Origin of the sequence: Pseudonocardia phyllosphaerae (genome assembly GCF_046546475.1) — a bacterium.
In the GTDB taxonomy this organism is placed as follows: Bacteria; Actinomycetota; Actinomycetes; order Mycobacteriales; family Pseudonocardiaceae; genus Pseudonocardia; species Pseudonocardia phyllosphaerae.
In genome coordinates, this window is the sequence record NZ_JBKGXS010000005.1 from 196,133 (window position 1) to 218,204 (window position 22,072).

Below are 22,072 nucleotides of genomic sequence, written 5' to 3' on the forward strand. Positions count from 1 at the left end.
ACCGGTGATCCTGGCACGCGGGCGGGGGCAGTGGCGGACGCCAGGGTGGCGGACAGCAGGGTGGCGGGCTCAGCGGCCGGGTGGGGCGAGCCGGTAGACCGCGCCGGCGTCGTCGTCGGTGATGTAGACGGCGCCGTCCGGGCCGGTCACGGCGGCGACGGGGCGGCCCCAGCGGTCCCCGGCGTCGTCCTGGAAACCGCCGACCAGGGTGCGCTGCGGGCCCAGTGTGCCCCCGGACCAGCCGAAGAACGACACCTCCGGCGCCCGCGGCGGCGTCGCGTTCCACGAGCCGTGCACCCCGGCCAGTGCGCCGTCGGCCCACGGCTCGGGCAGGGCACCGCGGGTGAACGACAGCCCCAGCGGCGCGGAGTGCGCGCCGAACGCCTGCTCGATGCGGGGCAGCGCCGCGCAGTCGAGCCTGCGCCCGCCCTGGTTGGTGCCGGCGTCGGGGATCAGCGGCAGGTCGGAGAAACGCTGCGGGCTGCCCGGCTCGCCGGGGCGGACGTCGGGCTCGGGGTTGCAGTACGGCCAGCCCAGGTTGCGGCCCGGGGTGAGCCGGGCCAGCGCCTCGGCCGGGTGCGCGGTGACGTAGGAGTCGATCACCTTTCCGTACGCGGAGCCTGCGGAGTCGCCGTAGGGCCGGTCGTAGGGGTAGGGGACGTTGTCGCGGCCGTTGACCGCGGTCCAGACCGCGCCGTCCGGGGCGACCGCCAGCCCGGTCCCGTTCCGGACGCCGACGGCATAGGGCTCGGCCGGGCCGCCGCCCGGCGGCACCCGCAGGATCGACGCCCGCGGCGGGCGCGCGTCGAGGTCCTCGGCGGTGATGTTGCCGGTGGAGCCGACGGAGACGTACACCGCGCCGTCCGGGCCGACGGCCACGGACTTGAGCGCGTGCGCGTAGGCGCCCTTCAGATCGGGGCTGCGCGCGTCCGGCAGCCCGTCGACGACGACCCGCGCGGCGCCGAGCCTGCCGCCTGCGTAGTCGTGGGCGACGACGCGGCTGCTCTCGGCCACGTACAGCGTGGACCCGGCGAAGGTGAGCCCGTGCGGCTGGTTCAGGCCCTGCAGCAGCACGTCGCGGCGGGTGCCGTCGGCGGAGAGCCGGTAGACGGCGCCGTCGTCGGGCACGGAGACGAGCAGGGTGCCGTCCGGGGCCCAGACGGCCATGCGCGCGTTCGGGATCCGGGCGAACACGCGCATCGTCCAGCCCTGCGGCACCAGTGCCTGGCGGGGTGTGTCCAGCGGGGCCGCGCCGAGCCCGCCCGGGACGCCGACGGTGACCGGCACGAGGCCGTCGGTGGTGGCCGCGACCGGGGCCGTGGCCTGCGACAGCGCGCCGGTGACCGGGTTCGGCCCGGTACCGCACGCGGTGAGCGCCCCCGCCGCGGTGACGGCGGCGAGCACACCCGCGACGGCCCGGACGATCCGCACGAACCCGACCGTACCCGTGGGCCGCCGGACGAGCGCGGGAAGCGCGGGCACGCCAGGATCGGCAGGATGCGCACCACGCTGCACGCCCGCGGACCGCAGCCCGCCGACGCGGTGTGGGAGCGCTACGCCGTGCCGGCCCGGTGGCCGGAGTGGGCGCCCTACATCACCGGCGTCGACTGCTCGGACGCCCGGATCCGGCGGGGCAGCCTGGGGCGGGTGCGCGGGCCGCTGGGGGTGACGGTGGCGTTCACCGTCACCGCCGTCGACGAGGCCACCGCGACCTGGTCCTGGGACGTGCGGCTCGGGCCGCTGGCGCTGTCGCTCGACCACGGCGTGCGGCCCTCCGGCGGCGGCACCCGGACCTGGCTGACCGTGCACGGGCCGGCGGCACTCGTGCTGCCGTACCTGGTGCCGGCGCGGGTGTCGCTGGAGATGCTGGTGCGCCGCCCCGTGTCCTGAGGTGCCGTGCCCGGCTCAGCGGTACCGGTTCAGCAGTACCGGTTCAGCAGTACCGGGTTCAGCGCGGCAGCCACTCCCGCACCAGCGTCGCGAACTCCTGCGGGCGCTCGATCTGTGGCATGTGCCCGGTCCGGCCGAAGACGTGCGTCTGCACCCCGGGCAGCTGCCGGGCCGCGGTGCGCAGCTGCGCCGCGGGAAGGATGACGTCCCGCTCGCCCCACACGACCAGCGTCGGCGCGGGGTTCGCCGCGGCGTCGGCGAGTAGCGCGCGCCGCCACCCCGGGCGCACCCCGGCGACGGTGCCCAGCTCGGTGGCGATCTCGACGAAGGTGTCCAGGTGCTCGCGGCGCCGCCCCAGCTCGACGGCCAGCGCGACCCGCTCCTCGGTCACCAGGGCCGGGTCGACGAACAGCGCGCGCTCGCCGCGGCGGACGGCGGCGACGTCGAGGTGGCCGAGCAGCCACGGCCCGAGCAGCGGCACGCCCAGCACCCGCAGCGCCGGGGTGACCAGGCGGCCGAACCCGGCCGGGTCGGCCAGCACCAGCGACGCGACCCGCTGCGGGTGGCGGGTGCTCGCCAGCAGCGCGACCGCCCCGCCGAGCGAGTTGCCCATCAGGTGCGCCGGCCGGGTCTCGCCGACGGCGTCGAGCACGGCGACCGCGGTGTCGGCCAGTACCTCCAGCGACGCGCGGCCGGGCGGGCGGCCGGAGAAGCCGAACCCGGCAAGATCCGCGGCGATCACCCGGTACCCGTCGGCGAGGCGCGGGTGCTGCGGGTCCCAGTCCTCCAGGCTGCGGCCGATGCCGTGCAGCAGCAGGACCGGCGGCGCGGCGGGGTCGCCGGACTCGCGGATCCGGATCCGGGTCCCGGCGGCGTCGACGAACCGGGTGGGTGCCAGGTCGTCGAGCGCGCCCGCCGCCGGGCCGGACGTGGTGGTGCTCGTGCTCATCGTGCTCCCGCGGTGCTGTTCTCCCGGGTGCCGTCCTGCCGGGCGCTGTCATCCTGCCCGGCACTGTCCTTCCGGGCCGTGCCGCCCCTCCGGGCCCTGCTCCTCCGTATGCCCGCCGCGCCGACGACCTTGCTGAACAGGCGCATGCTGTTCGCCGGCGCGAGACGCACCAGCAGGTCCGGGACGACGGCGCTCGCCCCGATCAGCAGCCGCGGCTTCCGCGCCGCGATCGCCTCGACGATCATCTCCGCGGCCCGGTCGGCGGGGAACGTCAGCAGCTTCTGGAAGTCCCGCTTGCCGCGCTCGACCTCGTCGGCCGGGATGTTCACCCCCACCCGGGCGGTCTGGGCGATGGTCGTCCGGATGCCGCCGGGGTGCACGGTGGTGACCGACGCGCCCTGCTGGGCCAGTTCCGCGCGCAGCGACTCGGAGAACCCGCGCAGCCCGAACTTCGACGCGCAGTACGCGGTCTGCCCGGGCGGCGCGATCAGCCCGAACAGGCTGGACATGTTCACCACGTGCGCGCCCGGCCGCGTCGTCAGGGCCGGGAGCAGGATGTGGGTCAGCCGCACCGGGGCGCGGAAGTTGATGTCCATGACCCAGTCGAACTCGTCGAGGGTCAGCCGGCCGAAGTCGCCGCCGAGCGCGACGCCGGCGTTGTTCACCAGCAGCCGCAGCTCCGGGTGCGCGGCGAGGATCCGGGCGCCGAGGGCGTCGACGGCGTCGCGGTCGGCCAGGTCGACGGTCTCGGTCTCCACCGTCAGCCCGGGGTGCTTCGCGCGGATGCCGTCGGCGACGGCGGCGAGCTGCTCGCCGTCGCGGTCGACGAGCACCAGGTCGCTGCCGCGCTCGGCGAGCAGGGCCGCGACGTGCGCGCCCATGCCGGCCGCGGCGCCGGTGACGACCGCGGTGCCCTCGGCGAACCGGAACGGGGTGCGGCTCATGCGCTCACCTGCTGCTGCGCGTGCTCCCCGGCCTGTCCGGCGCCGTCCACGGCGATCCCGGCCTGCGACGGCGGCGTCACCCGCGCCGAACGGGCGCCGAGCGCCGAGGCGGGGGTGAACAGCATGTCCTGCTTGAGGTTCGCCCGGCCCAGCCCGATCGCGTCGAGCAGCCAGTTCTGCCGCAGCCGCCACGGCTCGGAGCGGCCCTGGCGCGGGAACAGGTGCTCGGAGCGCTTCACGTAGCCGGACTCCAGGTCCAGCAGCGGGCGGTCCGGCTCGACCGAGGGCAGCGGCGTCGCGATGGCCAGGTTCTCCCGCTCCATCAGGCCGAGCAGCCGCGGGACGTACCGGGCGACGAGGTCGGCGCGCAGCGTCCAGGACGCGTTGATGTAGCCGATGCAGAACGCCAGGTTCGGGATCCCGGACAGCATCAGCCCGCGGTAGGTGACGGTCTTGCCGATGTCGACCTGCTCGCCGTCGACGTGCACGGTCAGCCCGCCCATCGGCTTGAGCGACAGCCCGGTCGCCGACACGATGATGTCGGCCTCGAGCTCCTCGCCCGAGGCGAGCCGGATGCCCTTCTCGGTGACGCGGTCGATCCGGTCGGTCACCACCGAGGCCGACCCGTCCTTGATGGACCGGTAGAAGTCGCCCTCGGGGATCACGCACAGGCGCTGGTCCCACGGCTCGTAGCTGGGCGTGAAGTGCTGGTCGACGTAGGACTCGTCGCCCAGGAACTTCAGCGCGAGCCCGCGCAGCATGCCCTTGACCTTCTCCGGGTTGCGCCGCGCGACCTGGTAGAAGACCTGCGTTCCCAGCGCGAAACCGAGCCGCAGCAGCGCGTGGGCGACCTTCGGCGGCAGCAGCCGGCGCAGCCGGTCCGCGGCGGGAGGTTGGCTGGGCAGCACCGTGAGGTAGGTGGGGGAGCGCTGCAGCATCGTGACGTGCTCGGCGGTGCGGGCCAGCGCGGGCACCAGGGTCACCGCGGTCGCGCCGGAGCCGATGACGACGACCTTCTTGCCGGTCGCGTCGAGGTCCGTCGGCCAGAACTGCGGGTGGATCCAGGTCCCGGCGAAGTCGGACATGCCCGGGAACTCGGGCTGGTAGCCGGTGTCGTAGTCGTAGTAGCCGGAGCAGAGGAACAGGAAGCTGCAGGTGAAGCGCTTCGGGCCCTGCGCGGTCTGCGTGTCGACGGTCCAGCGGGCGGTGTCGGAGTCCCAGGACGCGCCGACGACCTTGGTGCCGAGCCGGATGTGGTCGCGGACGCCGAACGCGTCGGCGGTCTCACGGATGTAGGACAGGATGTCGGCGCCGTCGGCGATCGACTTGCGCCCGCGCCACGGCCGGAACGGGTAGGCCAGGGTGTACATGTCCGAGTCCGAGCGGATGCCCGGGTAGCGGAACAGGTCCCAGGTGCCGCCCAGGTCCTCGCGGGCCTCGAGGATGGCGTAGCCCTTGCCGGGCAGCTCCTGCTGCAGCCGGCACGCGGCACCCACACCGGACAGCCCGGCGCCGACGATGAGCACGTCGTGGTGTTCGGCCGCCGGGGGAGCGGTGTCCGGCCGGTCCTGCGTCGCGGTCATCTGCGACCTCCTTCTGAGCGGTGACTGTCTGCGGTGACGTCGGTCCGTGCACGAGTGTGCCCGACCGTACCGCCGGTAACTTGACCGGACACGACAACAATTTATCCTGACGCGTCATGGGGCGGGAATCACTCACCCGGGCGGCTGCGCTGCGCGGTCTGCCGCAGCTGGTCGAGGAGCTCGGCGGCGACGGCGTCGGGCTGCTCACCCGGTTCCGGGTGCCGCTCGCCGCGGTCGACGGGACGTCGTCCGGCGGGCCCGGCTGGGGCACCGGCGACGCCGGCGGCGGGCCGGACGCGCTCGTCCCCACCCGCGCGGTGGCCCGGATCCTGGAGACCGGCGCCGCCGAGCTGGGCTGCCCGGACCTGGGGCTGCGGCTGGCCGAGCGGCAGGGCCCGGAGATCCTCGGGCCGCTCTCGGTGGCCGTGCAGAACTCCTCCACCCTCGGCGACGCGCTGGACTGCGCGTCGCGCTACCTCTACGTGCACAGCCCCGCGCTGCACATCGGCGCCGTCGCCGACCCCGAGCACGTGCCCGGAGTGACCGCGCTGGAGTACGGCAGCTCCGACCCGCTGCCGCCGCAGGTCGCGGACCTCGGCGTCGGGGTGATGCACCGGATCGTGCTGCTGCTCTCCGGCGGTGCCTACGGGCTGCGTTCGGTGCACCTGCCGCACCCCGACCTCGCCGGGGCCGCGCGCTACCGGGACTTCTTCGGTGCCGAGGTGCGGTTCGACCGTCCGGCCGCGGTGCTGCGGGTGCCCGCGGACCTGGTCCGGCGCCCGCTCGCCGGGGGCGACGAGACCGTCCGGACGATCGCGATCGACTATCTGGAGACCCACTTCGACCGGCCCGGCCGGTCGGTGACCGAGCGGGTCCGGACCGCGGTCGACCGGGCGCTGGGCAGCGGCACGGTGCGCGTGGGGTCGGTGGCGGCGCTGCTGCGGATGCACCCGCGGACCCTGCAACGGCACCTGGCCGCGGAGTCGACGACGTTCGAGAAGGTCGTCGACGACGCCCGCCGGGATGCCGCCGAACGCCTCATCCTGCGCACCGACCTGCCGTTCACGCAGGTCGCGGCCATGGTGGGGCTGACCGAGCAGTCCGCGCTGTCCCGGGCGAGCAGGCGGTGGTTCGGGGCGTCGCCGCGGGCGGTGCGCCGGGCCGGGGTCACCGCGCTCGCGCCGTAGCCGCACGGGCAGCGGGATCAGACGAGGCCGGTGCGCAGCGCGTAGCGGCGCTCGGCGTAGTCCAGGTCGTCGCGCCACAGCTTCGCCGCGGTGTGCGCCATCGCCGGGCGGATCAGCGCCCCGGCCCGCGACGCCAGCGCGAAGCCCGGCCGGTCCGACCCGGCGACGACGGCCTCGATCACCGACGTCCGCGGCAGCCCGTCGCGGCCGGGCCCGCGCGGCGTCGCGTGGGTCTCGACGACCGACCCGGCGCCCTCGCCGTCGAGGATCCGCATGACGACCGTGCGCGGCTCCGGGCACACGAACTCGGCCAGCACCGGGACGCCGAGACCGGGACCGGCCTTGAACGTGACGGTGACCAGGAAGCGGTCGCCGGCGTCGTGCTCCAGGCCGACCGGCGGCGCGGAGTCCACCCGCAGCCGCTGGAAGGAGTACGGGTGGAACCAGGCGCCGTGCCACGGGTCGAGCCGGTTGGCGACGATGTCCTCGGGCTCGCAGGTACCGGTCAGGGTGGTGACGGCGTCGAGCGTGGTGCCCGACGGGCGGGCGCCGACCACCGGCGCGTCGGTGGGGGGCTCGCCGCCGGCGTCGTCGAGGCGGACCCAGACCAGCACGCCGTCGTCGTGGGCGGGCAGGACCGGCCAGCCCGGCCCCGACGAGGCGCCGAGGCGCAGCCCGTGCCAGCGGCACACCAGCTCCCCGCAGTCGACGGCGGCCAGTGCCATGGGCGCGCCCAGGTGCGGGCAGGCACCCGGCCCGACGCGCACGGTGCCGTCGTCCTCGCGCCAGGCGACCAGCTCGGAGCCGGCGACCCGGGTGCCGAACGGGCGGTCCGCGCGCACCTCCCGGCTCGAGGCCAGCACGAACCAGTTCCCGGACGGGCGGGCCTGCGCCCGTTCGAGCGCCGCGGCGATCAGCTTCGGGTCGGCGCCGGCGTAGGTGGGTTCCTGGCGCGCCCAGTCCGACGGCGGCAGCGGCTGCAGCGGCCACCGCTCGGGCCAGCGCGCGGCGAGCGTCGTGGCGATCCGGGACCGGAGCGAGGTGAGCATCAGGGGGTCTCCCGTCGGGGGCGCATCGCGCGGGCGGCGGCGCGGCGCAGCGGGCCGAACCGGCCGGTCGTGGGGACGGTCTCCAGGGGGTGCCCGGCCAGCCCCCAGCAGGCGAGCAGCCGGTTCGCCGCGGCCAGGCCGGTGGTGGCGGCGCGTTCCATCAGGGCGACGGGCAGGTCGATGCGGATGCCGTCACCGGCCAGGACCAGCCCGTCGACCGGGGTGGTCACCCGGGGGCGTCGTGCGAAGTCCCCGACGCCGAACAGCGGGCAGTCCGCGCGCCACTGCACCTTCTCGTCGACGACGGTCGCAGCCGCCGTCTCCGGGTACAGCTGGTGGAGCCGGTCCAGACAGCGTTTGCGCAGGTCGTCGACGTGGGCGGTCTCGTCGGTGCGTGCGGTCCCGGTTCCGGGGGGCGGCTCGGCGGCGTAGGCGTGCAGCTCGACGACCGACCCGCCGTGCCGGGCGGCCCACCGCGCGGCGTCGTGCTCGTAGCGGTCGAGCACCGAGACGTTGTCGAGCGGCTCCAGCCCGCCGGTGCCGAGGAACGGGGGCCGGTCGGCACGGACCGGGCGGTCCAGCCAGAGCCGCTGCACCAGGAACGGGGGCGCGGAGCGCAGCGCGGCGACGTCGTCGCGCCACCGGTCGTGGGGTCGTCCGTGATCGCCGGGCTGTTCGCGGACGCCGGGCTGTTCGCGGGCGCCGGGTCGTTCGCGGGCGTTGGGGTGTTCGTGGGAGCCGGGTCGTTCGTGGTTGCCGGGGCGGTCGCGGGTGGCCGGTCGTTCGTGGGTGGCGGGGCGGTCGCGGGTGGCCGGTCGTTCGTCGGTGGCGGGGTCGCCGAGCGAGGGGGAGGCGGCGACGATGTCGCGCAGGCCGCGCACATCGGTGGCCAGGACGACTCCGTCGCACGGGGTACCGCCGTCCGGATGATTCACGTGGAACCGTCCGCGCCCGAGGTGGTACTCGCCCGGGTCACAGTCCACCGAGGACACCGCGACCCCGGTCCGGAACGTGACGCCGCGGGCGGACAGGTAGTGCCGCAACGGTTCCCACAGTGCCTCGGCGAACCCGTCGTCGGGGACGTCGAACATCAGGCCCTCGGAGGAGCCGAGGAAGTAGAGGTGGAACATCGTTGCCAGCTCGGCCGCCGACATCTGCGACGGCGGCGCGAAGAAGCTGCGGGAGAACACCTCGAAGGCCAGGTGCCGGGCCGCCGGTGGGAAACGGATGGACTCGAGGAAGGACTGCGCGTCGGTGTCGTCGAGCGCGGTGAAGATCTCCGGCACCGACACGTTCGCCAGCGGGGCGGCGGCGACCGGGTCGAGCCGGGCGAGGTCGGAGAACCGGAACGTCGGCGAGCGCAGCGCGAACAGCACCGCGTTCCACGGCGGGGTGCGGGGCAGGCCGCGGAAGGTGTCGCGGCGGCCGTCGGCGTCGACGAGGGGATAGTCGTCCAGCGCGACCAGGTGCTCGAGCCCGGGGTCGGCACGACGCAGCAGGTTGCGCAGGTTGTAGTACTGCCGGAAGAACGCGTGGAACCCGCGGCCCATCGACACCGGCTCGCCGCCGGGCAGCTGCTCGGTCCACGACGCGGCACGCCCACCCAGGTGGGGCTCGCGTTCGAACACCTCGACGACGACGCCGCGCTCGGCCAGCCCCGTCGCCGCCGCCAGCCCGGCGATGCCGCCGCCGACGACGACCACACGCGGCCGCTCGCCGCGGGTGCCCGCGTCCCCGGCTCCGGGGCGCGCGGGATGGGTGACGCGGCGGGGGTCGCGGGGCGGGGTCATCAGGCCGCCCCGTGGGCGCCGTTCGCAGGCCCCGCGTCGTGTGCCGCGGCGGGGTCGTCGGCCGGGCGGGTGCCCAGGATCGTGTGGACCACCCCGTCCTGCCAGCCGGTCATGGTCTCGGAGGTGACGGCGTCGAACCCGGCGGTGCGCAGCCGGTCCCGCAGCGCCCCGACGCCGTCGAAGGCGTTCACGCTGCGCCACAGGTGCCGGTAGAGCGCCGTCTCGCCGGTGGTGATCCGGCCGAGCGGCACGATGATCCCCCAGCAGACGGCGTGCCAGACCAGGCGCGCCCGCGCCGAGTCGGCGACCGAGTACTCGTGCAGCGCCAGCACCCCGCCGGGGCGGAGCAGGTCGCGGAACCGGCGGAGCTGGGCGTCCGGGTCGTCGAGGTTGCGCAGCAGGTACGCGGCCAGGATCCCGTCGAACGGGCCGGTCACGCCGTGCTCGGCGAGGGTCTCGGCGGTGGAGTGCACGAACGTCACCGTCGACGGCCACGGCTTGGCCTGCGCGCGCTCCAGCATCCCGGCCGACGCGTCGACGGCGACGATCTCCGCGCGCGGCGCCGCGGCGAGCAGGGCCGCGGTGGACGCGCCGGTGCCGCAGCCGGCGTCGAGCAGGCGCAGGCCCGCGCCGTCGTGCGGGAGCCGCATCCGGCGGGCGGAGATGCACAGGTGGTCGTGGTAGCCGGGGTTCAGGCCGACGAGCCGGTCGTAGTCGCCTGCGCCGTCGTCGAAGTGGGCGGGCACCTGGTCGCGGGGGAGTCCTGCGCGCCCCACGCCGGTCGTCACGGTGGTGGCCCCGTCGGGCTCGCTGTTCGCGCTGTCGGGCACGGGACCGAGCCTATGGGCGCACCGCGGTTCGTCGCGCGTCGGCGGGGTGCGTGCGACGCTGCGGACCATGCGCGACGACGCCGTCCCCGACACCGGTCCGGAGGCGGTGCTCGACGCCGCCTGCACCGCGGCTCGCGACGAGTTCGGCGACGATCTGCTCGCCGCGTACACCCTGGGCAGCCTGGCGCACGGCGGCTTCGCGCCGCTGGTCAGCGACGTGGATCTGGCCCTGGTGCTCGGCTCGGTCGACCACGGTACGGCCTCCCGTGTGCACGACGTCGCCTCCCGGGTGCGGCACCGGGTGCCCGGGACGTTCGCCGAACGGCTGTCGGTGTTCTGGGCGACGCCGAAGGTGGTCCGCGACGGCGGTGGTGACCGGCTGCCGTACCGGCTGCCCGCGGTGGACCGGCTGGACCTGCTGGACTCCGGAATCGCCCGGCTCGCCGGCGCCGACGTGGGCGCCGGGGCGACCCGGCCGGACCGCGCGACGCTGGTGGCCGAGGCGGCCCGGTTCGCCGTCGAGCGGTTCGACGGCGAGTGGCTCGCCGGGATCGCCGATCCGGCGGAGCTGCTGCGCGGCGGACCGCGTCCGGTGACGAAGACCGTGCTGTTCCCGGTGCGGTTCCTGCACACGCTGCGCACCGGGGAGATCGGCCGCAACGAGATCGCCGCCGACGCCTACGACGGCCCGCACCGACCGCTCGTCGAGGCCGCGCTGCGGTGGCGCACCGACGGCCTCGGTGACCGCGCCGCGGTACAGGACCTCCTGGTCACGCACCTCGCGGGGCTGTACGGGGAGTTCGTGTACGCCTACCTGCAGGTGCTGCCCGGAGACGCGCCGCAGCGGGCCGGGCTGGGGGCGCTGCGGGATGCGGTGCGCGTGCTCGGGCAGGGGCGACGGCGCCGCGTGTGAGGGCCGGCCCGGTGTGAGGCGCGGCCGGGTGTGAACCGCGGCCGGGTGCGAGGGCCGTCGGGTGGGGCGCGGCCGGGTGTGAGGGGCGTCGGGTGGGAGAGGTGCCGGGTGTGAGGGGCGCCGGTGCGGCCGGTGTTGCGGGCGCGGGGATCGATCCGTCGCGGTGGCGGAACCGGGCGAGGTGACGACCCCGGATCGCGCACGCCGAGCGCGGAGATCCGGCCCGGTGCGCCGACCCCGCGGCGCAGCACACCGTTTCCGTACGCAGCACATGCCGCAGCGTGTGCCACGTACGGAAACGGTGTGCTGCGAGTTGCCTCACCCGCCCACCGGTCGGTTTCCTGCGCCGGGTGACCACAACTTCTACTGGCACGGTTGTCGCGAGGGGGTCTATAATCGAACACATGCTCGATAATATAGCGTCTGCCGGTCTGCTCTCGCCTGCCGAGGAGCGACCCGGAGGGGTGGCCGCGTCGCGGGTGGAACTCGCGGTGGCGATCCCCGAGCTGCTGACCGACGAGCAGGTTCTCGACGTCATGGAGGCCGCGTCGCGCGTCGGGCGATGGGTGAGTGCGGTGCTGACCCGGATGACCGGTGAGCTCGTCGGCCGCCATCCGCCGGGCAGCCGGGCGGCGCCACCGGGCGCGGCGGAGTGGGCGGAGGCCGACGTGTCGCGGTGGCTGCCCGACCAGGTCGCCATGGCGCTCGGCATCAGCGCCGACCAGGCGTCGAACCAGATGTCGGTCGCCAAGCGGTTCGTCGAGGTGCTGCCCGAGACCCTCGACGAGTGGGAGGCGGGCCGGATCAGCGAGCGTGCCGCTCTGGCGATCGCGGAGCTGACCGCCGTTCTCGACGACGAGCAGGCCCGTGCCGTGCAGGCCAGGGTGCTGCCCGGCGCGCTGACCGCGTCGCCGACCCAGCTCCGGGCCCGGGTGCGGCGCGCCGTGACGAACGTCGATCCGGATGGGGCGCAGCGGCGTCAGCGTCGTTCGCTGTCCGAGCGCCGGGTGACGGTGCAGCCGGGGGAGGACGGGACGGCGTCGCTGTGGGTGTTCGGCAGCGCCGAGCAGACCGAGGCGTCGTACCGGTCACTGGACCGGCTCGCCCGCTCGCTCGGCACCGAGGACCCGCGCACCCTGGCCCAGCGCCGTTCGGACCTCGCGCACCAGCTGCTGCAGGGCACGATCGCGATCACCGACCTGTCCGCGGTGCGGTCCGCCGTCGACGAGGTGTTGAGCGGGCGGACCGGTGACGGGCGTGGGCCGGGTGCGGCCGTGCCCGCAACTGGTGCGACCGGGGTCGTCGCAACGGCGATCGAGGCGGCGGACGCTGTCGCAGCTGCCTCCGGTGCGACCTCGGTCTCCGGCGCGATCCCGGACGGCGGTGCGCCGTGGCGCGGCTCCGCCGGTGTCTCCGACGAGGTCGTCGCCGCCGCGGTGGCCGAGGTGCTGGCGCGCAAGCCCGACCCGAACGACGTGATCGGCCGCCGCCCGCTGATCAAGGTGGTGGTCCCGCTGGACACGCTGCTCGGCGGCGACGGCTCCGGCGAGATCCTCGGGCACGGTCCGATCAGCCCGCTCGCCGCCCGCGCGCTCGCCGCGGGTGGCGTGCTGCAGCGGCTGGTCGTCGACCCGTTGTCCGGCACGGTGCTCGACCACGGGCGCGACACCTACCGCCCGCCTGTGGGGCTGCGGGACTTCGTGCACGCCCGCGAGGGCGACGCCTGCCGCGGCCCGCGGTGCTCACGCCCGCTGCGCGACCTCGACCACTTCCTGCCGTGGGGCGGCGACGGCGTCACCGCCGACCACAACCTGCACGGGCTCTGCGTGCACCACCACAAGCTGAAGGACGTCCCGGGCTGGCAGGTGATCTCCGAGCCGGACGGCGGCCTCACCTGGGTCAGCCCGGACGGTCGCCGGACGACGACGTACCCGTTCGACTACAGCGACTTCGCCGGGGAGGACTACCCGCGTTCGGACCAGCGGCTGTTGGACGCGATGGAGGCACCCGGAGCAGGCGGCGTGCGCAGCGATGTGACAACCGGTGACAGCCGGCTGCGCAGTGAGGTGACGGCCGATGACGACGATGCGTCCGATGCGCCGCCGTTCTGACGGCCGTGCGGGAAACTGGTGCAGCGGCCGATGGGCCGGCGGTGCCGGACCGAGCCTGCGGAGGCCCGGCAGGGTCGACGGCCGGGTGGCCCACGGTCGCGTGACGGGCGTCCTACAGCTGCGCCCTGCTGCGGTCCGGCACCGCGAACATCGTCACGAACGCCAGCAGGTAGATCACCGGCAGCAGCGCCAGGGCGAAGCCGAAACCGTGTGTCGCGGCGACGGCGGCGATCGTCACCGGCGCCAGTCCGCCGATGCCACGGCCGATGTTGAACAGGACGTTCTGCGCGGTGGCGCGGGCGGCGGTCGGGTAGTGCTCCGCCATCAGCGCACCGAGGCCGCCGAGCATGCCGTTCGCGAACGCGCCCATGACGAAGCCGCCGAGCAGCAGCGCCGTCGGATCGGTCAGCCGGCTGTAGACGAGCACCGACACCGCGGCACCGAGCTGGAAGATCCAGAACGCCGGGCGGCGGCCCACCCGGTCGGCGACCTGGCCGAAGGTGAGGATGCCCAGCGTCATGCCGAGCACGGTCACCGCCGTCCACAGCGCGCCCTTGGTGACGCCCATGCCGAGTTGTGTCGACAGGTAGGTCGGCAGCCACGTCATGATTCCGAAGTAGCCGAAGTTCTGCACCGAGCAGAGCACGATCATCGCGACGGTGACCCGCGTCGTCCGCCGGTCGGCCAGCAGCAGCCGGAACGAGGCCGCCACCGTCCGCCGCTCGGCACGCGACGCCTCGAACGCCGGGGTGTCGTGCAGCCGGCGGCGCAGCACGAACGCGACCAGCGCGGGCAGCACCCCGATGACGAACAGCGCCCGCCAGCCCCACAGCGCGATCACCGGGGCCGACGCCAGTGCCGCGGCCAGAGCACCGCACTGGAAACCGACACCGACCCACGACGTCGCCCGTGCGCGCTTGTGTGCGGCGACGGCCTCGGCGGCCAGGGTCATGCCGATCCCGAACTCGCCGCCGATCCCGATGCCCGCGACGAAGCGGTAGGCGGCGAAGTCGGCCGGCCCGACCGCCAGCGCGGACAGCCCGGTGAACACCGAGAACAGCACCACCGACCAGGTCAGCATCCGGATCCGGCCGAACCGGTCGGACAGCGGCCCGAACACGACACCGCCGAGCACGGCGCCGACCAGGGTCAGCGTGCTGAACAGGCCCGCGACGGTGCCGGTGATCCCGAACGTGGCGATGATCCCGCTCATCGCGAACGACAGGATGAGCAGGTCGAACCCGTCGAGCCCGTAGCCGAGCGCGGAGGCGAAGACGGCCTTGCGGGCGTACTCGGGATCAGGGTCCGGTCCGGCCACGGCCGGCGCCGGGACCGCCCCGGGCGGGAAGCCGGCTGCCGGCGGGGCAGGGTGCTCGGACGGTGCTGGCGCCATGCGGCAGGGCTCCCGGTGGGGCAGGGCGGCGGAGGTCGGCGAACACTAGCCGACCCCCGCCGCGGCTCCGGTGACGGTCCTGTTGCGGGCTCCTCAACCCTTCCGCGGCGCGCGGCCGACGAACGCCCCGATCCCGGTCGCGGCCCGGCCGACGACCAGGGTGTTGATCTCCTTGGTGCCTTCGTAGGAGTAGAGGGCCTCGGCGTCGTTGAAGAACCGGGCGACCTTGTTCTCCAGCAGGATCCCGTTGCCGCCGAACACCTCGCGGGCCCGGGCGACCGAGTCGCGGAGCATGATCGTGGCCTGCCGCTTCGCCAGCGCGGCCTGCTCGTCGCGGAAGGTCCCGTCGTCCTGCATCTGCGCCACCCGCACGGCCATGCCGAGCGCGGCGACGACGTTGCCCAGGATCGACACCAGGTGGTCCTGGATCAGCTGGAACGAGGCGATCGGCGAGCCGAACTGCACCCGCTCCAGCGCGTAGTCCCGGGCCAGCTCGTACACCCCGGCCATCGCGCCGACCGCGTTCCAGGCGACGCCGCCGCGGGTCACCCGCAGCACCCGGTTGGTGTCCTTGAACGAGTTCGCGCCCGGCAGCCGGTCCGCCTCGGGGACCCGGACGCCGTCGAAGGTGAGGTCGGCGTTCTGCACGGTGCGCAGCGCGAGCTTGCCCTCCATCTTCGTCGCGGTGTACCCGGGCACCCCGGTGCCGTGCTCGGTCTCGACGACGAAGCCGCGCACCGGGCCGTCCGGGCCGTCGGTCACGTCCCGGGCCCAGACGACGACGAGGTCGGCGAACGTGCCGTTGCCGATCCAGCGCTTGGCGCCGTTCAGGATCCAGTCGTCCCCGTCGCGGACGGCGGTCGTCTCCAGACCGCCTGCGACGTCGGACCCGCCGTGCGGCTCGGACAGCGCGAACGCGCCGATCTTCTCCATCCGGCGCATCGCGGGCAGCCAGCGCTGCTTCTGCTCCTCGGAGCCGCACAGGTCGATCGAGGACAGTGCGAGCCCGGCGTGCACGCCGAAGAACGTCGCGAGCGACGGGTCCACCCGCGACAGCTCCAGCGAGATGAACGAGGTCAGCAGCCGGGAGCGGGCCGGGCGGTCCGGCCAGTCCCGGGCCAGCCCGACGACGTCGAGCTCGGCGAACCCGTCGATCAGCTCGTGCGGGAACTCCGCGCGGGCCCAGTGGTCGTCGGCGATCGGAGCGATGCGCTCCTCGGCGAACCGGCGGACCCGGGCGAGGATCTCGCGGTCGGTGTCGTCGAGCAGGCCGGCGTAGCCGTAGACGTCGGCGGGCAGCGGCTCCAGCCGGGACGCGGGATCGGTGAACGTGGCACCGGGGGCCGAGCTCCCGGTGGCCGTGCTGTCGGGAGTGCTGCCGGGGGTGGTGGTCATCAGGAGTTCCCTCCGTTCGCGGCGGTGCCGAGCAGGTCGGCGATCTGCTCGTCGGTGCGGCCCAGCTCGCGGAGCACGTCGGCACCGTCGGCGCCGAGCTGCGGGGCGGGGGAGCGCAGGCCCGCCGGGGTGGCGGCGAAGCGCACCGGGAAACCGATCGAGCGGTACCGGCCCTCTGTGGGGTGGTCGGCCTCGGCGAGGAGCCCGCCGTCGACGACGTACGGGTCGTTCTCGGCGTCGTCGACCGACAGGACGGGCGCGAACGGGATCGAGTGCTCGGCGCACAGCTGCGCCCACTCGTCGGTGGTGCGCTCCGGTGCGAGGTCGCGGATCAGCGCGTACAGGTCGGGCTGGTGGCGGGACAGCGCCGCGGAGTCGGTGAACCGCGGGTCCTCGGCCAGCTCCGGGTACCCGGTGGCGCGGAAGAAGTCGGCGATGTTGGCCGGGGTGTAGGGCAGGATGCAGGCCCACCCGTCCTTCGTGGCGACGGCCTCGTGCCCGTCGGCCATCGACCGGTTGAAGCCGGTCGGGCCCTCCTGCGGGACGAACGTGTGCCCGGCCAGGTGCTCGACCATGTTGAACGCGAGCAGCGTGTCGGTCATCGGCACCTCCACCAGCTGCCCCTCGCCGGTGGCCCGCTGGTGGATCACCGCGGCCAGCGTCGAGTACACGATGGTCAGTGCGCAGACCTTGTCTGCCAGGATCGTCGGGGCGTACGACGCGGTGCCCGTCGCCCGGCGCATCAGGTCGACCATCCCCGACGACGCCTGCACGATCTCGTCGTAGGCGGCGCGGTCGGCCTGGTCGGAGTCGCTGCGGAAGCCCTGCGCCCGCACGTGCACCAGCCGCGGGAAGCGCTCGGACACGGCGTCCGGGGCGAGGCCGAGGCGGGCCAGCGCGCCGGGACGCATGTTGGTGACCAGGACGTCCGCGGTCGCCAGCAGGTCGTCGAGCACGGCCCGGCCGGCCTCGGACTTGAGGTCGATCGCCAGCGACCGCTTGTTGCGGTTGACGTTGAGCGCCAGCGCACCCATGCCGGGGTTGCGCTGCGGCCGCGTCCGCCGGGTCATGTCACCGGCCGGCGGCTCGACCTTGATCACCTCCGCGCCCAGGTCCCCGAGGATCTGGCACGCGTAGGGCCCCATGACGACCGAGGCGAGGTCGACGACCCGCAGCCCGTCGAGTGCCCCCGGATTCACCGCTGTGTCCACGTCCACGTCCCTCCGTTGTGATCGTCCGTCGATCACGGTCAACGTGAGTATTGCTAACGACCTTCCCCGATGCGAGCTAGAGTTACCCATATGCGTAACCGGCACCGCACCGTGGACCGCGTCGCCGGGCTGCTCGAGGCTGCGACGCGGCGGCCGGGCAGCACGCTGTCCCGGCTTGCCCGCGCCGTCGACGCCCCGGTGTCGTCGGTGCAGAAGCTCGTCGACGGCCTGGTCGCCGCGGGCTACCTCGACGAGGACGACCGCCGCTACACCCTCGGCCCCGCGCCGTGGATGCTCGCCGCCCGTGCCGGGACGCCGCCGGTGCCCGCCGTCCCGCACGACGCCCTGGCCCACCTCGCCTCGGTCGTCCGGCTACCGGTGTTGCTCGCCGCCCGGGTCGGGGACAACTCCGTCTACCTGGACTGGGCCGGTGCCGACGAGGCGTTCGACGTCGCGCTGTCCGCCCGGCTGCGCGCACCGCTGCCCGACACCGCCGCCGGGCGCGTGCTGCTCGCCCACCTGCCGGCCGACGAGCGCAAACGCATCGTCCTGACCGTGCACGACGGCGACCCGGCCGCCGCGTCGACGCTGCTCGACGTGTGCGCCCGGATCCGCGACACCGGCTCCGAACGCGGCGCGAGCGGGGCGCTGCTGCCCGGGGCGGTCGCCGTCGCGGTGCCGCTGTGGTCCGGCGGCCGGGTCACCGGGGCGCTGTCGGCGGCCGACCGGCGGACCCGGCCGCGTGACCCCGGCGGGGCGGGCGACGGGACGGCCGGGCGCGGCCCCGACGACGTCGCCGCGGCGCTCACCGACACCGCCGAGGCCTGGTCGGGCTGAGCGCGGGGCCGGCCCGGTCGCCGGGCCTGGGGCACGGCGGTCAGCCGGCCGGGAGGCTCACCGGGCCTGACTCATCCGTCTCGACCGATCCGGCTCCCGTGGCGAGTTTCGACGCCGCACACCCGGGAAGCACAGCGGGGATGCGACTCGACTGGATCCGACCCCTGACCGAGACCGACGGCCCGTTCGCGACCGTCGTCCTCGACGCCACGCACGACACCGCCGAGGCCACCGAGCAGTACCGGCTGCGGTGGCGTGACCTGTACTCCCGCCTGGCCGACGCCGGCGCCGACGAGGCGACGCTGACCGTCCTCGACGACGCCGTCACCGGCGCCGACGCCCCGGACGGCACCGCCGGGCGGGTCCTCGTCGCCGGACCGGGCGGTGTGCTGCTCGACCGGCACACCGAGGTCCCGCCGGAGCGCGGCACCGCCGCCTGGGGCCAGGTGCCGGACCTGCTGCCGCTGCTCGCCGCGGTCGGTGAGGACGTGCCGACCGTCGTCGTGGCGATCGACCACACCGGTGGCGAGATCCGCGCCGTCGACGGCGAGGTGGAGACCGTCTCCTCCGACGCGTCCGGCCCGGTGCACAAGGCGAACATCGCCGGTCCCGGCGAGGGCAGCGCCGACGCCCGCGTCGAGGAGACCTGGAAGCGCAACGCCCAGGCCGTCGCCGAGCGTGTCGACAAGCTGGTACGCGGCGGGAACGCCGGGCTGCTCGTCGTCGCCGGGGACGCGCCGTCGCGAGCCCGGCTGCGCGACGAGCTGAGCCCGGCCGCGGCCGAGGTGATGGCCGAGATCGAGAACACCGGCGGCACCGTGCCCGAGCAGGTCGACGACACCGTGCGTGCCGCCGCCGACGAGGTCCGCGAGCAGCGCCGCGTCGCCGGGCTCGACTCGTTCCGCACCGCGCAGGGCCGCTCCGACGGCCTCGCCGTGACCGGGCTCGACGCCGTCGTCGCCGCCACCCGGGCGCACGCGGTGGAGACGCTGCTGCTCGACGCGTCGGCCACCCCGGGCACCGAGGTCGTCCTCGGCGCCGACGCCTCCGCGGTCGCGATCAGCGGCGCCGACCTGGACCAGCTCGGGCAGCAGGCGACCGCGTCCGCGACGCCCGCCGACGCGCTGATCCGCGCGGCCGCCGCCACCGACGCCGACGTGGTGCTGGTGCGCGACGGCGACGACGTGCCCCTCGACGACGGCCTCGGCGCCGTCCTGCGGTTCCCGCTCGGCGAGCAGAGCTGAGGTTCGCGGGCCGGGACGGAGCGAGCGGCGACTCCCGAGCGAGCAGGCCCGGGCCGGGACCCCGCATCCGGATCCCCGGTGGGCGCGCGCACTCACCGGGGATCCGGCATGATCGTCCCCGTGGCGGAGGAGATCGTGACCGGGACGAGCGGCGAGGACCCGGCCGGCCAGGGCCCGGACACCGGCGCAGCCGACCGCATCGAGGTCTCGCGCGTGATCGAGGCGAGCCCGGCGGAGATCTTCCGGGTGCTGTGCGACCCGGCGGGCCACGTCGCGATCGACTCGTCGGGGATGTTGCAGTCCGCCGAGGGCGAGCCGGTGTCCGCGCCGGGCGACAGCTTCGTCGTCCACATGGACCGGGAGTCGCTCGGCGACCGCCCGATGGGGCGCTACGACGTCACCGTCACCATCCGCGACCTCGAGCCCGGCCGCGCGATCTCCTGGACGATCCTCGGCACCATCCGGCCGCCGATCGGCCACGTCTACGGCTACCGGCTGGAGCCGGTCGAGGGCGGCACCCGGGTCACCTCGTACTGCGACTGGTCGGAGATCGACCCGCGGTACCGCGAGATGGGCCTGTTCCCGCTGCTGTCCGACGCCGCGCTGAAGGCGACGCTGGGGATCCTGGCGCGGACCGTGCAGCACTCCTGAAGTCGATCCTGGACGCGGCCGTCCGGGCCTGACCACGCCCGGCATGCGGACCTGCACCGGATGGCCTTGTCTCACCCACCCGGAGTCACCCTGACGGCCCAGCCCCGGGCTCCGTACGGGGCACGCTCCGGGGTCATGCTCCGCGACGCGGGTGAAACCGCAGGTGGAACGTGTGGCACGGGCGACGGCCGGGTAAACATGTGACGAGCGCGACCCACCCTTCCGGGTGCCGGGCGCGCCGCGGACCACCTGATGGAACGGGTGCTGGGGAGCCTCTCGTTCCGTCGTCGCCGGGTCCGGGTTCGCGACCGCATCGGGGGCGGTCGCGAGCCCGGACCCACACATCCGTCCGGTCCCCGGATGCCGTAGTTCCGTGCCCGCTCGACACGCTCGGTGACGGGCGGCTCGGTGTGATCGGATATCGTCTTCTACTCTGTCCGGATGGACGAGCCCGCCACGGTCGAGCCCCTCGCTCTCGACGAGCAGCTGTGTTTCGCGCTGCACTCGGCGTCCCGCGCGATGACGGGGTGCTACCGCCCGGTGCTCGACGAGATCGGCCTGACCTACAGCCAGTACGCCGTCCTGCTCGTGCTCTGGGCCGAGGAGAGCATCGCCCAGCGCGAGCTGGGGGAGCGGATGTTCCTCGACAGCGGCACGCTGTCGCCGCTGCTGCACCGGCTGGAGGAGCGTGGCCTGCTGACCCGGGCCCGGCGCCCCGACGACGAACGCACCGTGCAGGTGGAGATCACCGAGGCCGGCCGGGCGCTCCGGTCGCAGGCCACGAAGGCGCAGAACACGGTGATCGCGGCGACCGGCATGGAGCTCGACCACCTCTTCCGGCTCCGTGACGACCTGCAGCAGCTGGCGTCGCGGCTGCGGGGCGACCAGAGCTGACCGGGACCGCGGCCGGGAGCTGACCGGGACCGCGGACCAGAGCTGACGGGGACCGCGGACCAGAGCCGACCGGGACGACGGACGGGCGCCGGCCGGGACGCGGCGGGCGCCCGGCCCGTCCGCTCAGCGGATGCGGCCGCCGGTGGCGATCCGCAGCAGGTCACGGGCGGTGCCGCGGGGCGTCGTGCCCTCCAGCCACACCGCGCGGAACTCCCGGTTCAGGTCGACCCCGGCGAGCGGGACCTCCACCAGGGTCCCGGCCGCGAGATCCTCGGCGACGGCCTCGCGGGCCAGCACCGCGGGCCCGGCACCGGCGCGGACCGCGGCCAGCAGCGCCGCGTCGGTCGCGACCTCGCGCAGCGGCTCGACGAGCTGCAGCCGGCCGTCCCCGGCGCCGGTCCCTGCTGGGCCGGTCTGTGCCGTGCCGGTCTCCGGCGTGCCGCCCTCCGGCGAACCCGGGCCCGGCACCGCGGCCAGCGCCGCCTCGAACGACGCCCGCGCGCCCTGCCCCGGACGCCGGGTGACGAGCGGCGTCGCCACGAGGTCGGCGACCGCGACGGGCCCGCCACCGGTCCAGTCGTGCCCGGGCGCGACGACGAGCACCAGGTCGTCGCTGCCGACGGTGGCGGCGTGCAGCTTGTCCAGCGCTCCGGCCCCGTCGCCCGGGGTGAGCTCGACGAACCCGATCTGGGCGTCGCCGTCGCGGACCGCGGTGGCCGGGTCCTCGGCATCGACCAGGGAGACCGGCTGGGCGGGGTGCCCGGTGCCGGCCTCGGTGCGCTCGCGCAGCTCCACCAGCCAGCCGGGGAGCTTGTACTCCGCGGCGGTCGGCGCGACGGCCACGACGACCGGGTCCTCGTCCGCGCGGGCCGGGCGCAGCGCGCCGACGGCGGCGTCGAGGTCGCGGGCCGCAGCGAGCACCGGGGCGGCCCACTCGGCGAGCAGCGCCCCCTTCGGGGTCAGCCGGCTCGACCGGCGGCCGCGGCGCTCCCGGGCCAGCACCGGCGCGCCCACCAGGTGCTCCACCGACCGGATCCGCGCCGTCGCGGCCTGCACGGACAGGCCCACCTCCCGGGCCGCGTGGGCGAGGCTGGCGGTGCGGGCGACGGCGGCGAGCAGGGCGAGAGCGGTGAGATCGGGGACGCGACCGGGCGCGTCGGACCCACCGGGGGCGGCAGTGGACATCGGTACCAGCGTAGGC

General features: G+C 75.1%; 19 protein-coding genes. 8 read left to right on the forward strand and 11 right to left on the reverse strand.

The window, feature by feature from the left end; all coding sequences use genetic code 11:
- Positions 1–69: 69 nt before the first annotated feature.
- Positions 70–1,431, reverse strand: a complete 1,362-nt coding sequence (locus ACLE50_RS13000; RefSeq protein WP_410943758.1) for a PQQ-dependent sugar dehydrogenase — start codon at positions 1,429–1,431, stop codon at positions 70–72.
- Between the two features lie 66 nt (positions 1,432–1,497).
- Between ACLE50_RS13000 and ACLE50_RS13005 the strand changes: the two genes are divergently transcribed.
- Positions 1,498–1,890, forward strand: coding sequence for an SRPBCC family protein (locus ACLE50_RS13005; protein ID WP_410943759.1), 393 nt, complete (start codon positions 1,498–1,500; stop codon positions 1,888–1,890).
- Between the two features lie 58 nt (positions 1,891–1,948).
- Here the strand turns inward: ACLE50_RS13005 and ACLE50_RS13010 are convergent, their stop codons facing one another.
- Genes ACLE50_RS13010 through ACLE50_RS13020 form a run of 3 tightly spaced genes read right to left on the reverse strand, consistent with a single transcriptional unit; the run spans position 1,949 to position 5,366 of the window.
- Positions 1,949–2,839 (reverse strand): alpha/beta fold hydrolase, encoded by an 891-nt coding sequence (locus tag ACLE50_RS13010; protein ID WP_410943760.1) that lies wholly within the window; start codon positions 2,837–2,839, stop codon positions 1,949–1,951.
- Positions 2,836–3,783, reverse strand: coding sequence for an SDR family NAD(P)-dependent oxidoreductase (locus ACLE50_RS13015; protein ID WP_410943761.1), 948 nt, complete (start codon positions 3,781–3,783; stop codon positions 2,836–2,838). The genes ACLE50_RS13010 and ACLE50_RS13015 overlap by 4 nt, the downstream gene beginning before the upstream one ends.
- Positions 3,780–5,366, reverse strand: coding sequence for a flavin-containing monooxygenase (locus ACLE50_RS13020; RefSeq protein ID WP_410943762.1), 1,587 nt, complete (start codon positions 5,364–5,366; stop codon positions 3,780–3,782). The genes ACLE50_RS13015 and ACLE50_RS13020 overlap by 4 nt, the downstream gene beginning before the upstream one ends.
- A gap of 116 nt (positions 5,367–5,482) precedes the next feature.
- On the opposite strand from ACLE50_RS13020, the gene ACLE50_RS13025 reads away from it, so the two are divergent.
- Positions 5,483–6,553, forward strand: a complete 1,071-nt coding sequence (locus ACLE50_RS13025) for an AraC family transcriptional regulator (RefSeq protein ID WP_410943763.1) — start codon at positions 5,483–5,485, stop codon at positions 6,551–6,553.
- Positions 6,554–6,570: 17 nt separating this feature from the next.
- On the opposite strand, the gene ACLE50_RS13030 is transcribed toward ACLE50_RS13025, so the two are convergent.
- The 3 genes from ACLE50_RS13030 to ACLE50_RS13040 are packed head-to-tail and all read right to left on the reverse strand — an operon-like array spanning position 6,571 to position 10,222.
- A complete protein-coding gene (locus ACLE50_RS13030) occupies positions 6,571–7,602 on the reverse strand; it encodes a DUF5914 domain-containing protein (protein ID WP_410943764.1) in 1,032 nt (343 codons plus the stop codon).
- On the reverse strand, positions 7,602–9,392 hold the full coding sequence (locus ACLE50_RS13035) for an FAD-dependent oxidoreductase (RefSeq protein ID WP_410943765.1): 1,791 nt from the start codon (positions 9,390–9,392) through the stop codon (positions 7,602–7,604). Before ACLE50_RS13035 ends, ACLE50_RS13030 begins: the two co-directional genes overlap by 1 nt.
- A complete protein-coding gene (locus tag ACLE50_RS13040) occupies positions 9,392–10,222 on the reverse strand; it encodes a class I SAM-dependent methyltransferase (RefSeq protein ID WP_410943766.1) in 831 nt (276 codons plus the stop codon). Before ACLE50_RS13040 ends, ACLE50_RS13035 begins: the two co-directional genes overlap by 1 nt.
- Before the next feature lie 67 nt (positions 10,223–10,289).
- Between ACLE50_RS13040 and ACLE50_RS13045 the strand changes: the two genes are divergently transcribed.
- Together ACLE50_RS13045 and ACLE50_RS13050 are read left to right on the forward strand one after the other, a co-directional pair.
- Entirely contained in the window at positions 10,290–11,135 is an 846-nt protein-coding gene (locus ACLE50_RS13045; RefSeq protein WP_410943767.1) for a hypothetical protein, read from the forward strand.
- A gap of 491 nt (positions 11,136–11,626) precedes the next feature.
- Positions 11,627–13,246 carry an HNH endonuclease gene (locus tag ACLE50_RS13050; protein WP_410943768.1) on the forward strand — a complete coding sequence of 540 codons (1,620 nt, stop codon included), beginning with the start codon at positions 11,627–11,629 and terminating at the stop codon, positions 13,244–13,246.
- A gap of 112 nt (positions 13,247–13,358) precedes the next feature.
- Here the strand turns inward: ACLE50_RS13050 and ACLE50_RS13055 are convergent, their stop codons facing one another.
- The 3 genes from ACLE50_RS13055 to ACLE50_RS13065 all read right to left on the reverse strand — a co-directional run bounded on the left by ACLE50_RS13055 (position 13,359) and on the right by ACLE50_RS13065 (position 17,245).
- Positions 13,359–14,639, reverse strand: a complete 1,281-nt coding sequence (locus ACLE50_RS13055) for an MFS transporter (RefSeq protein ID WP_410943769.1) — start codon at positions 14,637–14,639, stop codon at positions 13,359–13,361.
- A gap of 93 nt (positions 14,640–14,732) precedes the next feature.
- Positions 14,733–15,938 (reverse strand): acyl-CoA dehydrogenase family protein, encoded by a 1,206-nt coding sequence (locus tag ACLE50_RS13060; RefSeq protein ID WP_410943895.1) that lies wholly within the window; start codon positions 15,936–15,938, stop codon positions 14,733–14,735.
- A 95-nt stretch (positions 15,939–16,033) separates the two neighbouring features.
- Positions 16,034–17,245 carry a CaiB/BaiF CoA transferase family protein gene (locus ACLE50_RS13065; RefSeq protein WP_458788553.1) on the reverse strand — a complete coding sequence of 404 codons (1,212 nt, stop codon included), beginning with the start codon at positions 17,243–17,245 and terminating at the stop codon, positions 16,034–16,036.
- A gap of 90 nt (positions 17,246–17,335) precedes the next feature.
- Here ACLE50_RS13065 and ACLE50_RS13070 point away from each other — a divergent pair, with 90 nt between their 5' ends.
- The 4 genes from ACLE50_RS13070 (at position 17,336) to ACLE50_RS13085 (ending at position 20,871) form a co-directional block, all read left to right on the forward strand.
- The gene (locus ACLE50_RS13070) at positions 17,336–18,082 is read left to right on the forward strand and encodes an IclR family transcriptional regulator (protein WP_410943770.1); all 747 of its coding nucleotides are present in this window, start codon (positions 17,336–17,338) and stop codon (positions 18,080–18,082) included.
- 140 nt (positions 18,083–18,222) lie between these two features.
- A complete protein-coding gene (locus ACLE50_RS13075; RefSeq protein WP_410943771.1) occupies positions 18,223–19,326 on the forward strand; it encodes a baeRF2 domain-containing protein in 1,104 nt (367 codons plus the stop codon).
- A gap of 108 nt (positions 19,327–19,434) precedes the next feature.
- A complete protein-coding gene (locus ACLE50_RS13080; RefSeq protein ID WP_410943772.1) occupies positions 19,435–19,977 on the forward strand; it encodes an SRPBCC family protein in 543 nt (180 codons plus the stop codon).
- Positions 19,978–20,418: 441 nt separating this feature from the next.
- On the forward strand, positions 20,419–20,871 hold the full coding sequence (locus tag ACLE50_RS13085) for a MarR family winged helix-turn-helix transcriptional regulator (protein ID WP_410943773.1): 453 nt from the start codon (positions 20,419–20,421) through the stop codon (positions 20,869–20,871).
- A 123-nt stretch (positions 20,872–20,994) separates the two neighbouring features.
- Here ACLE50_RS13085 and ACLE50_RS13090 read toward each other — a convergent pair whose 3' ends face one another.
- The gene (locus ACLE50_RS13090) at positions 20,995–22,056 is read right to left on the reverse strand and encodes a LysR substrate-binding domain-containing protein (RefSeq protein WP_410943774.1); all 1,062 of its coding nucleotides are present in this window, start codon (positions 22,054–22,056) and stop codon (positions 20,995–20,997) included.
- Positions 22,057–22,072 lie beyond the last annotated feature (16 nt).